Origin of the sequence: Nocardia lasii (assembly GCF_042658545.1) — a bacterium.
Taxonomy (GTDB): domain Bacteria; phylum Actinomycetota; class Actinomycetes; order Mycobacteriales; family Mycobacteriaceae; genus Nocardia; species Nocardia lasii.
Map to the genome: position 1 here is coordinate 610,020 of NZ_JBHSQN010000001.1, position 11,720 is coordinate 621,739.

Below are 11,720 nucleotides of genomic sequence, written 5' to 3' on the forward strand. Positions count from 1 at the left end.
TGCTGATGCTGGTGGCGCTGGCCGGATTCGGGTTGGTCACCTCGGGTGTGGTGGTGACGAAGGCGATGGAGACTTCGCTGGAGAATCGCACCGATCAGCAGCTGGTGGACGCGGCGATGGAGTGGGAGCGGCGGGTCGGGTTGCCCGCGCCGAACCTGCCGCCGCCGTCGTCGGCGTCCGGGCAGCCGCCGGGGCGCTATTTCGTCACGGCGCAGAGTTCGGATGGGACGCGAACTGTACGGCTGGACAATGTCTTCGGCACCGACGCGGAGCCGGATCTACCGAATCCGCCCGCGTCGCAACCGGTTACGGTCGGCTCGGTCGGTGACGCCGACGATCAGTGGCGGGTGTTGACGGTGAACGGGCACCGCTCGACGGCGACGGTCGCCTGGCCGCTGGCCGAGAACGCCGAGACGGTGCGCAATCTCGTTGTGCTGCAATTGATCGTCGGTGCGGCCGTGCTGCTCGCGTTGGCGATCGCCGCGTATTTCGTGGTGCGCGGCAGTCTGCGCCCGCTCGATCGCGTGGAGGCGACGGCCGCGGCGATCGCGGGCGGCGAACTCCATCATCGAATCCCGGTGCGTGGCAGTACGACCGAGGTGGACCGGCTGTCGCAGTCCCTCAACAGCATGCTCACCCAGATCCAGCAGGCGTTCGCCGCGACCGAGGCTTCCGAGACCGCAGCGCGTGATTCCGAGGCGACGATGCGTCGTTTCGTCGCCGACGCCAGCCACGAACTGCGCACGCCGCTCACCACCATTCGCGGCTTCGCCGAGCTCTACCGCCAGGGTGCGACCGCCGACCCGGCCATGTTCATGCACCGCATCGAGCACGAGGCCCAGCGGATGGGTGTGCTGGTGGAGGACCTGCTCATGCTGGCCCGCCTCGATGCCCAGCGCCCGATCGCGCGGGGGACCGTCGACCTGCTCGGATTGGCCGGGGACGCGGTGCACAGCGCCCGCGCGGTCGAGGCCGCCGAGGGGCAGCGGCACCCGATCACCCTCGACATCGCCGAGGGCGAGGGAACTCTCGAAGTTCTCGGCGACGAGCACCGCCTACGTCAGGTCCTTACCAATCTGCTCGACAACGCGCGCACCCACACCCCCGACGGGACCTCGATCACCGTGCGCCTGACTCCCGCCGCCGACGAGGTCCGGCTCGAGGTCGTCGACACCGGTCCCGGCCTGGAACAGGCCGAGGCCGAGCACGTCTTCGAGCGCTTCTACCGCACCGATACGTCCCGGACCCGTGCCAGCGGCGGCACCGGGTTGGGGTTGTCCATCGTCCGAGCGCTGGTCACCGCCCACGACGGCACGGTCGAGGTGACGAGCACGCTCGGCGTGGGCACGGTCTTCACCGTGCGGCTGCCGCGCGGGGACCTCAGATCGGGGTGACCTGGGCGACCAGCCAGCGGTTGTCGGACTTGTCCAGGGTGACGCGCACGCGGCTGCCCGAGGTGGTGCCCTGGGGTGAATCCTTGCTGGTGGTCAGCTGATTCAGGTACAGCAGCACGACGGCGTGTTCGGGGTCGGCCGACACCACACCCTCGGCCTGGGTGGTGGCCTTGACGGTGAGCTGCTTCTCCTTGGCGCCCGGCGCGATGGCCTGCTGGATCAGCTTCAGGTACTCGGCCCGGAAGTCTTCGGTGAGATTCTCGGCTGCTCTTGGCAATTCGGTGTCGACGGTGGCGGGTTCGTAGGTGAACATCGCGCTCACCGTGCGGGCGGCGGTGCTCATCGCGTCGGTGCGCGCCTGCTCGGTCCGGCCCTGGTTCCACAGTTGAAAACCGCTGACGCCCAGAACGATAGCCGCGAGCAAGCCGGTGGCGGCGAGGGCGCCGAAGAGGATCTTGATGTGCTTGCTCATCCCACGAACTCCACTTTCGACACGGTCATCCCGGTATCGCCCTTCGACACAGTGATCCGGAAGCGGTACTGGCGAGCCTGCGGTTCGGCCGACCCGGTATTGCTCACCATCTGCTTCGCGGCGACCAGCACCTTCGCCGAGTTCTCATCGACCGACTCGATCCCCGACTCGACGACCTCGCCGCTGGAGACGACCTTCGCCTGCTTCACCACATCCATGAACGGCTCGACGCGACCGTCGAACTCGGTCTTGAACTCCCCCGAGGCCACCGACAGGATCCGGTCGATGTCCTCCTTGGCGGAGTCGGCGCGAATGGTGGTCAGGTTGATGACCGCCTGCCGCGCGGTCTGGGTGTACTGCGCGCGCAGTTTCTCGTCCTGGCTGCCCGATCGGGCGGCGAGCGCGGTGAACGTGGCGCCCACGACCAGCGCCAACACCAGCACCGCGGCGGCCGCGAGCCCGATGATGTGGCCGAGTCGCGTCAGCTTCGCGTCTTCGTCGTCGAGCTCGGCGGAATCGTCGTCGATGTCCTCGGACACCACGTCCGACTTCGTCAGTTCCACGACCGCCGCATCGGTACCCTTCGCCGCCACAGCACCTCTCGCGACCGCCGTATCGACATCGGCGCTACTCGCCGCGGCATCCGTCGCCGGTTCGGCAGCAGTCGCCTTGTCGAGTTTCGCCGCCACCGCGGACTTCATCGGTTCGACGACCACCCCATCCCCCACCGGCGGACCCGCCGACCGTGCTGCCCGCCGACGCGGCCGGCGACTGCTGTTCTCACTCATCGTTGCTGCTCCTCCAACATCGCCTGCCAGCTGGCCGGGACGGTCCCCGATCCGTCGGCGGCGATATCACCTTGGCGGTACATGCGCCCGTCCGTACCCAGATAACTGCCGGTGGACGGGTCGTAGGGGCGCGCGGCGGCGGGGGTGACCCCACCGGTGGGCGCGCCGATCGGTGCCGAGGCCGGGGCGACCGGCTGCGGCGCGCCGTACGGCGGGTTCGTGCCCTGCGGCACGTATCCGGTCCGGCACAGTTCGGGGGTGGGTGCCCGGACACCGGGATACTCCATGCACGGACTGTTGCGGATACCGCGCACTTCGATCGGGGAGTCCTGAGCCACCTTGCAGTACAACCCTTCCGGCGTATCGATCGGGCTGAAGTCGCTCGGCTCCCGCCACTGGTCGGGGGGCAGGAAGCCGGTGGTGCAGGCGGGTGGGTCGTGGACCACGGTCATGAAGTCGACCATCGCGCCGTACCTGGTTGGTCCGCGCAGGATCGTCCGCAATGCCGCGATCAGCGGCGGGAAGACGACCAGAAGTTGTTCGACACCAGCGTGATACGTCACGCCGACCTGACCGAGGCTCACCAGATTGCCCGCCAGCAGCGGCAACGTCGGACGCAGACTCTGGAACTGCTCGTTCACCTTCTGCATCGCGGAAGGGCTGTTGTGCAACAGGTTTCGTAGCGTCGGGTCGGACTCGCGGAGCTGGTCGGTGAGTACTGCGAGATCCGCTGTCCAGGAACGGATATCGGCCTCGGTCCTGATCTGGGTGTCCAGCAGCGGGCCGATCTGGTCCAGGAGCTTCTTCGTCGGCTCCACATCGGTTTCGGCCTGCTGCACCAGCAGCGCCGCCGAGTCGATGAACCGCTGCAGGTCGGGGCCCGCGCCGTCGAAGGCCCGGAAGGCCTCGTCGATCACCTGGCGCAACCGGGTATCGGCGACGGTCGAGAGCAGCTTGTCGGTCTGGTCGAGCAGCGACCCGACATCCTGGGGCAGCCGGGTGCGCTGGACCGGGATCACCGAACCGTCGCGCAGCTCGCCGGAGCCGGCATCGGCCTCGGGCACCAGGTCGACGTACTGCTCGCCGATCGCCGAAACACTGCGCACCCAGGCGGTCGAGTCCGACGGCACCTTGTAGTCACTGTCGATCGACAGGTCCGCCTCGACCCCGGCCGAGGTGAGCCGCACCGCCTCGACCTTGCCGATATTGGTGCCGCGGTAGGAGACATTGGCGGTCGGATACAGCCCGCCGGTGGCGGCGAGCTGGACCGTCACGCCATAGCGGCCGATCCCGAACATCGCCGGTAGCTGGATGTATGTCCCGCCCATCACGACGAGACCGATCACGGTGAGGACCGCGAAGACCGCGAGCTGAACGTGGACGAACCTGGTGAGCTTCATCGTCCCGCCCCTTCCTGGCCGGGCAGCGGCACGGTGATTCCGGGGATGGCGGGCAGGCCGGGGATCGAGGGGAGTCCGGGCAGGGTCGGCGTCGGTGCCGCGCTCGGCGCCGGCGGCAGCTTGGTCGGATCGCCGGCGTCGGTCGCCGTCGACGGCGCGAAACTGCCGAGCACGCCCTCGACACCACCGAAGCGGCCGCCGAGCGGAGTGCCGGTGAGCCAGTTGGTGTCCAGGCGCTTACCGGTCAGGTCGAAGGTGATGTAGAGGTTGAGGTAGTCGCCCTTGATCGCGTTGCCGATGTTCTTGATCGGGAACGGGAAGGAGGGAATGATGCCCATCGCGTCGATGAGGTTGGTGCCCGTGTCGGCCAGGGTCTGGAGCACCGGGCCGAGGCTGGCGAGGTTGGCCTTCAGGTCGTCACCGCTGGTCCGGATGACCCGCTCGGTGACATCGCTGAGCTCGCCCAGCGCGGTGAGTGCCCTGGTGATGTTGGCCGTGCGGTCGGCGAGCGCGGTCAGCGCGGGGTGGATCTCGTCGATCGCGCGGGCCAGTACGTCCTTCTGGTCGGCGAGGTTGCCCGCGAGCCGGTCCAGGCCGTTCATCGCGGCGATGATGTCGCCGGTCTGCTTGTCCAGGCCGGTGGTGAGCGCGTTGAGCTGGGGCAACAGGTCGGCGATCTCGGCCTCGCGACCGTTGAGGGCCGCGTTCATCTCCCTGGTGATGGTCTCGAGCTGGGCGATGCCGCCGCCGTTGAGCACGACCGACAGCGAGGACAGCACCTGCTCGGTGGTCGGGAACGCGCCGGCCCGCTCGAGCGGGATCACGTCGTTGTTTCGCAGTTGGCCCTGTGCGGGCACGTCGGTAGGCGCGGACAGTTCGACGTGATTGCTGCCGAGCAGGCTGGTCTGCCCGATCTTGGCGATCGCGTTGGCGGGCAACCGCACCTCGGGATTGAGCGACACCGTGACCAGCGCGTGCCAGCCCTCGACGTCGATCCCGGTGACATTGCCGACCTCGACGTCGTCCACCCGCACCGGCGAATTACGGGTCAGCGTCGTGACATTGGGCATTTGGATCCGCACGGTGTACGAACCGGGGGCAGTGCCCTCGGAGCCGGGCATGGGGAGCGAGTTCAGCCCGTCCCACTGACAGCCGGTCGCGCCGAGCGTCACGGCGACACCCACCGCCAACCCCGCGAGCATGCGTTGGGACCTCATCGTTGTCCTCCTGGAACCGCGAGTCCGGCAAGCCCGTTCGGCACCGAGATCGGCGCTGTCGGCTGCTCGGACGGCACCGCACCGGCCAAACTCGGTGGGCTGTAGGTCAACTGGCCGGGCAGGGCCTGCGCGCCGCCGACGGGGTTGAGCATGATCGGCGCGTAGTTCATCGCCAGCGAACTGATCACCGGCGCGATGAATTCCGCGCACAGATCCGCCGACCGGTCCGATTCGTTGTGTTCGAGCGCGCGGATGGAACCACAGAGGAATGTCAGCGGGCTGGCCGTATTGTTCAGTGCCACCGAGCCACTCAACGAACCCTGGGCAGGCTTGTAGATCTGGTAGAAGTTGACCAGCGCGGTCGGCGCGGAATGCAGCAGTCGTTCGATCTCGGGCCGCTTGTCGACCAGTATCTGGGTGACATCGGCGAGCCGCTCGACGCCGTCGGTGAGCTCGGCACCGCTGCCGTCGAGGAAGCGCTTCACATCGGCGAGCGCCACATCCAGGCTCTCCAGCCCCGCGCCCAGCTCCTGCGACGCACCGGCAAGGACCGAGGCCACCGAGGCGAGGCGGCCGCCGAACTGCACGATCTGCTCGTTGCTCGCCGAGAGCACCTCGACGAACTTCTGCAGGTTGCGGATGGTGCCGAACAGGTCGGTTCGCCCGTCGGACAACGTATTCAGCGTCGCGGACAGCTCGCGCAGGGTGTCACGGAACTTCTGCCCGTTGCCGTCGAGGTTGTTCGCGGCGGTGTCGACGAAACGCCCGAAAGAACCCTGCTCGTCATCACCGACCGGACCGAGAGCCGTTGCGAGATTGGAGAGTTCGGCCTTGATGTCGTCCCACTCCACCGGCACCGCGGTGCGCTCGATGGGAATCTGCGCACCGTCGGCCAGCTTGGGGCCACCGTTGTAGGCGGGCGCGAGCTGGATGAACCGGGCCGACACCAGCGAGGGCGCGATGAGCACGGCGCGCGCGTCGGCGGGCAGGTCGATGCCACGGTCGACCGACATCCGCACCTGCACCCGGCCCTCGCCCGGCTCGATCGCGTCGATCTTGCCGATCGTGACGCCGAGCATCCGCACCTCGTCGCCCTCGTACAGGCCGGTGGTCGAGGCGAAGGCGGCGGTGACCCTGGTCTTGCCGATACCGAGGGTGACGTAGACCCCGACCGCGACCAGTGCGACGATCACCACCGCGGCGACGGCCAGAGCCCAACGCGGCACGCCGCGCACTGTGGATGCGATGCTCATCGCGGCGGATCCTCCTCGGTCGGCACGATGCTCGGCGGCGTCGGATGCGTGAAGATGTCGATCAGGTCCTGCGGCAGGTGCTCGGGCCAGACCAGCGCGTCCACCAGCGGCCGCAGCTCGGTACTCGTCGCGTTGACCACGTAGGCGTTGAACCACGGACCGTTGCCGACCTGCTCGCCGAGCGCCGAGGCGTAGGGGCCGATCCCTTCGAGCGCCTCCGTCAGGTTCTCCCTGTTGCGTTGCAGCAGGCCGAGCACCGAATTGAGCCGGTCCAGTGCGGGTTTCAGCTGCGCCTCGTTGTCGGCGACCAGCCCGGACAGCTGCTTGGCGACCGAGTCGACGTAGACGATGAGCTGGTTGATGGCGGCGCGGCGGTTGTCGAGTTCGCCGAGCAGATTGTTGCCGTCGAGCAGCAGCGCGTTGAGCTGCGAACTGCGGTCGGCCAGGACCTTGGTGACGTTCTGTGCCCGACCGAGCAGATCGGTGAGCGCCTGGTCGCGCGTATTGATGCTGCGCGAGAGCGCGGTGACGCCGTCGAGGGCGTGGCGCAGCGGGCCGGGCGTATCCGCGAAGGCCGCCGAGAGGGTGTCGAGGGTCTGGTCGACCTGATCGAGGTCGAGATCGCGGACGGTCGCGCCGAGGTCGCTGAGCGCCTCGTTGAGCGAGTACGGCGAGGTGGTCCGGTCGAGCGGGATGGTGTCGGCGGTACGCAGCGCGCCCTCGCCGGTCGGCACCACATCCAGGGACTTGCGACCGAGCACCGTGTTGGTCTTGATCGCGGCGGAAGTCTTGCGGCCCAACACGATCGACTCGTCGAGGGTGAACTTCACCAGTACCTTCGGACCGTCGAGCGACACCTGGTCGACTTCGCCGGAACGCACCCCGGCCACATGCACCGGGTCGCCCGGCACCAGCCCGCCCGCGTCGACGAAGAACGCGGTGAAGGTCGCGCCGGTGCGAAGGAAGGGCAGCTTGGTGTACTGCAGGGTGGCCAGCGAGATCGTCACCACCAGCACGATGCCGACGATGCCGATGGTGGCGGTCGACGACTTCTTCTCACTCATTGGGCGTACACCTTCCGGTGGCCTGCAGACCCGGCATCTTCACTTCCATCGGCTGGCCGTTCGGGCCGTCGACGACGAGGTTGGTGCCGCAGATGTAGAGCTGGAGAAACGAGCCGTAGGCGCCGACGCGGACGAGTTGCTTGTAGGTCTGCGGCAGCTTCTCGAGCACCCACTGGAGGTGCTCCGAGCCGTTGTCGAGGTTGGTGGCCAGCCTGCCGGTCTGCTCGATCGTGTCGCGCAGGTCGGGCCGGGCGGTGGTCAGTAGGTCGTTGAGTTCCTGTGTCGCACCGGCGATTCGGGGTAGCGCGTCGCCGATCGGGTCGCGTTCGGCGGCCAATCCGCTGACCAGGCGCTGTAGTTCGTCGATCGTGGTGGCGAACTGTTCGTCGCGATCGTCGATGGTGGCCAGCACGGTGTTCAGGTTGTCGATCACGCTGCCGATCAGGGCATCACGGTCGGCGAGGGTGGTGGAGAAGCTGCCGCCGCTGTTGAGCAGCGAGACCAGCGTGCCGCCCTGACCCTGGAAGATCTGTAGCAGCGCCGAGGTCAGGTCGTTCACCTGGCCGGGATCGAGCCCACGCAGCAGCGGTTTGAACCCGCCGAGCAGCAGGTCGAGGTCCAGCGCGGGCGAGGTCTGCTCCGTACCGATGGTGGAACCCGCGGGCAGCTGTCGTGGGGACCCGGGTCCTTCCTTCAGCTCCAGATACCGGTCACCGACCAGGTTTTCGTACTTGATCGCCAGGCGGGTGCTCGACAGCACGGAGTACTTGGTGTCCACGTCGAACTCCACGTGCGCGAGATCGTCGTCGCCGACCCGCACCGAGGTCACCGAGCCGACCGGCACACCCGCGATGCGCACCTTCGAGCCCGGCAGCATGCCCGAGGAGTTGGTGAACACCGCCCTGTACCCGTTCTCGCTGGAGAATCGCGCCTGACTCAGCACGATCGCCAAGCCGGCGAACACCAGCGTCATCACCACGGTGAAGATCGCGAGCTTGACCGTCGTCGCCGTGTTCCTCACCGTGTCACTCCCGGCAGTCCTTCCAGCAAGAGCTGGAACACCTTGGGCGCCTTGTCGTTCAAGCCGAGCGGCTCGGTGCTCGGAACGTACGGGCCGCCCTCGCTGGTATCGGTCACCACATAGTTCGAGTGGCTGTCCGGCGCCCGAGTGACCACGCCGTCGCAGTGCGGTCCGCCGGTGGCGTTCACCTTGGGTAGGTCCTTCGGGTAGGAGTAGGGTTTGGAGCCGGGCATGAGCGAGGCGTTCATGCCGACGCCGGGCAGGATGCCGCCGAATACTTCCTCGGCCAACGGCATGATCGGGCCGAGGCCGTTGATGATGCAGGCCAGCGCGGGCGCGTATTCGAACAGCAGGCCGGTCGTCGGGCGCAGCAGATCCAGCGCGGTGACGAGCTGAGTTTCGTTCTCCCGCAACACCGCTCCTGTTGTGTCGGACAGCCCGATCACGTTCACCAGCACCTCGTCGAGCTGAGCTCGCAACTCCGACAGTGTCTTCGAGGTCACCGTCGCGTTGTCCACCGTGCGCAGCAACGCGCCGGAGGAATCGGCGTAGATGTCGGTCACCTGACCCGTCTTGTCCAGATCCTGTTGCAGCGTGGGCAGATACGGGTTGATCTCCCGCAGATAGCCGTCCGAGCGGACCAGCAGGTCGCCGAACTTCTCGCCGCGCCCCTGCAAGGCGGTGCCGAGGGCGGTCAACGTGGCGTTGAGCTTCTCCGGTTCCACCTGGGCGAGCACATCGGACAGATGCTGGAACAGGGTGTTGAACTCCACCGTCACCGCACTCGCCGCGACCGTGCTGCCGGGCTTCAGCGAACTCGACGAAGGCTTGTCGGGGACAACGAAATTCACATACTTGGCACCGAACACCGTGGTCGAACGAATATCGACACCCGCGTTCGACGGCACCAGTTTCAACTGGTCCGGGTCGACCTCGAGCAGCAGCTGGGCGCTGTCGTCGCGCCAGTTGATCTCGGCGACCCGGCCGATCTCGACGCCGCGCACCTTCACCTTGGCGTCACGATCGAGTACCAGGCCCGAGCGGGGGGCGTCGACCAGCACCTGCGCGGTCGCGGTGAACGCACCCTGGAACATCGCGAACGCGAAGGCCACGAGCCCCACGAGCAGACCGACCAGCGTGAGCGCGGCGAGCTTGCGCCCGAGCCCGCCCCGCAGGGCGGCAACGATCCGTGCAGTGTTCATCGCGCTATCCCGAGAGGTGGAAGTTGCCGGAGGTGCCGTAGATGGCCAGCGAGATCAGCAGCGTCACCGTGACCACCGCGATCAGCGACGAGCGCACCGCATTACCCACCGCGACACCGACGCCCACCGGACCGCCCGCGGCGTGGAAGCCGTGGTAGGTGTGGATCAGCATCACCGCCAGCGCCATCACCATCGCCTGCCCGAACGACCAGAGAATGTCGCTCGGGATGAGGAACGTCGAGAAGTAGTGGTCGTAGACCCCGCCCGACTGCCCGTAGATCACCACGGTCGCGAAGCGGCTGGCGATGAACGAGGCGATCACCGCGAGCGCGTAGAGCGGCACGATCGCGATCATGCCCGCCAGCACCCTGGTGCCGACCAGGAACGGAATCGGCCGGATGGCCATCGATTCCAGCGCGTCGATCTCCTCGGCCACCCGCATCGCGCCGAGCTGGGCGGTCGCGCCCGCGCCGATCGTGGCCGCCAGGCCGATGCCGGAGATCACCGGCGCCGCGATACGCACATTGATCAGCGCGGCGAAGAACCCGGTGAGCGCCTCGACGCCGATGTTGCCGAGCGAGCTGTAACCCTGCACCGCGATGGTGCCGCCCGCCATCAGCGTCAAGAAGCCGACGATCACCACGGTGCCGCCGATCACCGCCAGCGCGCCGCTGCCCATGCTGATCTCGGCGATGAGCCGGATGGTTTCGGTGCGGTAGTGCACCAGTGCGCGCGGTACCGAGCCGAGCGCCTTGACGTAGAAGATGGCCTGATTACCGAGGGAGTCAGCCGAATTCGAGATCCGGTCGAATCGACGGACCGTGCGCGGGAACTTGCTGCGAACGATGAAGGCCATCACCGCACCGTGAATTTCAGGCCGATGGCGGTGACGACCACATTCACCACGAACAGCGCCATGAAGGCGAAGACCACCGTTTGGTTCACCGCGTCACCGACACTCTTGGGTCCGCCTTTGACGCCGAGCCCGAGATAACAGGCCACCATTCCGGCGATCAGACCGAACAGGCCCGCCTTGATTTCGGAGATGATCAGTTCGGGCAGGCTCGTCAGCAGCGGAATGCCGTTGACGAACGCGCCGGGATTCACGCCCTGGAGGAACACCGAGAACACGAAGCCGCCGGCGATGCCGATGGTGCACACCAGGCTGTTGAGCATCAGCGCCACGAACATCGACGCGAGCACCCGGGGCACGACCAACCGGCTGACCGGGTCGATGCCGAGGACTTTCATCGCGTCGATCTCTTCGCGAATCGTGCGTGCGCCCAGGTCGGCGCAGATCGCGGTGGCGCCCGCGCCTGCCACGATCAGCACGGTGACGATCGGGCCGACCTGGGTGACGGCGCCGAACGCGGCCGCCGCGCCGCTGAGGTCGGCGGCGCCGATCTCGCGCAGCAGGATATTGAGGGTGAAGACCACCAGCACCGTGAACGGGATGGCCACGAGCAGGGTCGGCACGATCGAGACGCGGGCGACGAACCAGGACTGGTCGACGAATTCGCGCCACTGGAACGGTCTGCGGAAAGAAGCGCGAGCAACTTCCGCGCCGAGTTCGAAGAATCCGCCGACCGCCCGCAACGGGACAGCAAGGAGGTTGTTCATACCGAATCCTCCTCGTTCGACGGGCGAACCGATTGGTCCGCGTATCCGTACTCCACCGCCACCCCGATCTGAAGACTGCCCAAAGACTAGAACACGTTCCCGCTAGTGTCCGCCGATTGCGGAGACTCGGACCAGGACTTTTTCCCGTGATTCGACGCGGTAACTGAAACGACTACTGCCCGCGTTCACCCACCCTCCTGTGAGGCACCACACACCCCGACGATCATGTCTACCAACACCTGGACTGCTGATCAACAGATCTGGAATGCGGGGTGCGCCCCGAGGACGG

At 67.2% G+C, this 11,720-nt stretch carries 11 protein-coding genes; 1 reads left to right on the forward strand and 10 read right to left on the reverse strand.

Annotated elements, in window-relative coordinates; genetic code table 11:
* Positions 1-5: 5 nt before the first annotated feature.
* Positions 6-1,394: a sensor histidine kinase gene (locus ACFP3H_RS02800; RefSeq protein ID WP_378599645.1), complete on the forward strand. Its 1,389-nt coding sequence runs from the start codon at positions 6-8 to the stop codon at positions 1,392-1,394.
* Here ACFP3H_RS02800 and ACFP3H_RS02805 read toward each other — a convergent pair.
* The 10 genes from ACFP3H_RS02805 to ACFP3H_RS02850 are packed head-to-tail and all read right to left on the reverse strand — an operon-like array spanning position 1,381 to position 11,431.
* A complete protein-coding gene (locus ACFP3H_RS02805) occupies positions 1,381-1,866 on the reverse strand; it encodes a h domain protein (protein ID WP_378598996.1) in 486 nt (161 codons plus the stop codon). The two genes, ACFP3H_RS02800 and ACFP3H_RS02805, sit on opposite strands and share 14 nt — an antisense overlap.
* The gene (locus ACFP3H_RS02810) at positions 1,863-2,654 is read right to left on the reverse strand and encodes a hypothetical protein (RefSeq protein WP_378598998.1); all 792 of its coding nucleotides are present in this window, start codon (positions 2,652-2,654) and stop codon (positions 1,863-1,865) included. Before ACFP3H_RS02810 ends, ACFP3H_RS02805 begins: the two co-directional genes overlap by 4 nt.
* On the reverse strand, positions 2,651-4,054 hold the full coding sequence (locus tag ACFP3H_RS02815) for an MCE family protein (protein ID WP_378599001.1): 1,404 nt from the start codon (positions 4,052-4,054) through the stop codon (positions 2,651-2,653). Before ACFP3H_RS02815 ends, ACFP3H_RS02810 begins: the two co-directional genes overlap by 4 nt.
* Complete coding sequence (locus ACFP3H_RS02820; RefSeq protein WP_378599004.1) at positions 4,051-5,271, reverse strand: MCE family protein; 1,221 nt, start codon at positions 5,269-5,271, stop codon at positions 4,051-4,053. The genes ACFP3H_RS02815 and ACFP3H_RS02820 overlap by 4 nt, the downstream gene beginning before the upstream one ends.
* Positions 5,268-6,524, reverse strand: a complete 1,257-nt coding sequence (locus ACFP3H_RS02825) for an MCE family protein (RefSeq protein ID WP_378599007.1) — start codon at positions 6,522-6,524, stop codon at positions 5,268-5,270. The genes ACFP3H_RS02820 and ACFP3H_RS02825 overlap by 4 nt, the downstream gene beginning before the upstream one ends.
* Entirely contained in the window at positions 6,521-7,588 is a 1,068-nt protein-coding gene (locus tag ACFP3H_RS02830) for an MCE family protein (RefSeq protein WP_378599009.1), read from the reverse strand. Before ACFP3H_RS02830 ends, ACFP3H_RS02825 begins: the two co-directional genes overlap by 4 nt.
* Entirely contained in the window at positions 7,581-8,609 is a 1,029-nt protein-coding gene (locus ACFP3H_RS02835; protein WP_378599011.1) for an MCE family protein, read from the reverse strand. The genes ACFP3H_RS02830 and ACFP3H_RS02835 overlap by 8 nt, the downstream gene beginning before the upstream one ends.
* Positions 8,606-9,811 (reverse strand): MCE family protein, encoded by a 1,206-nt coding sequence (locus ACFP3H_RS02840; protein WP_378599014.1) that lies wholly within the window; start codon positions 9,809-9,811, stop codon positions 8,606-8,608. The genes ACFP3H_RS02835 and ACFP3H_RS02840 overlap by 4 nt, the downstream gene beginning before the upstream one ends.
* Before the next feature lie 4 nt (positions 9,812-9,815).
* Entirely contained in the window at positions 9,816-10,667 is an 852-nt protein-coding gene (locus tag ACFP3H_RS02845) for an MlaE family ABC transporter permease (RefSeq protein ID WP_378599017.1), read from the reverse strand.
* Positions 10,667-11,431, reverse strand: a complete 765-nt coding sequence (locus tag ACFP3H_RS02850) for an MlaE family ABC transporter permease (protein WP_378599021.1) — start codon at positions 11,429-11,431, stop codon at positions 10,667-10,669. The genes ACFP3H_RS02845 and ACFP3H_RS02850 overlap by 1 nt, the downstream gene beginning before the upstream one ends.
* Between the last annotated feature and the right edge of the window lie 289 nt (positions 11,432-11,720).

Coding starts and splice junctions, on each gene's coding strand:
- ACFP3H_RS02840 (WP_378599014.1), bottom strand. CDS start 9,811: ATGAACACTGCACGGATCGTTGCCGCCCTGCGGGGCGGGCTCGGGCGC.
- ACFP3H_RS02805 (WP_378598996.1), bottom strand. CDS start 1,866: ATGAGCAAGCACATCAAGATCCTCTTCGGCGCCCTCGCCGCCACCGGC.
- ACFP3H_RS02815 (WP_378599001.1), bottom strand. CDS start 4,054: ATGAAGCTCACCAGGTTCGTCCACGTTCAGCTCGCGGTCTTCGCGGTC.
- ACFP3H_RS02800 (WP_378599645.1), top strand. CDS start 6: ATGCTGGTGGCGCTGGCCGGATTCGGGTTGGTCACCTCGGGTGTGGTG.
- ACFP3H_RS02825 (WP_378599007.1), bottom strand. CDS start 6,524: ATGAGCATCGCATCCACAGTGCGCGGCGTGCCGCGTTGGGCTCTGGCC.
- ACFP3H_RS02820 (WP_378599004.1), bottom strand. CDS start 5,271: ATGAGGTCCCAACGCATGCTCGCGGGGTTGGCGGTGGGTGTCGCCGTG.
- ACFP3H_RS02850 (WP_378599021.1), bottom strand. CDS start 11,431: ATGAACAACCTCCTTGCTGTCCCGTTGCGGGCGGTCGGCGGATTCTTC.
- ACFP3H_RS02830 (WP_378599009.1), bottom strand. CDS start 7,588: ATGAGTGAGAAGAAGTCGTCGACCGCCACCATCGGCATCGTCGGCATC.
- ACFP3H_RS02845 (WP_378599017.1), bottom strand. CDS start 10,667: ATGGCCTTCATCGTTCGCAGCAAGTTCCCGCGCACGGTCCGTCGATTC.
- ACFP3H_RS02810 (WP_378598998.1), bottom strand. CDS start 2,654: ATGAGTGAGAACAGCAGTCGCCGGCCGCGTCGGCGGGCAGCACGGTCG.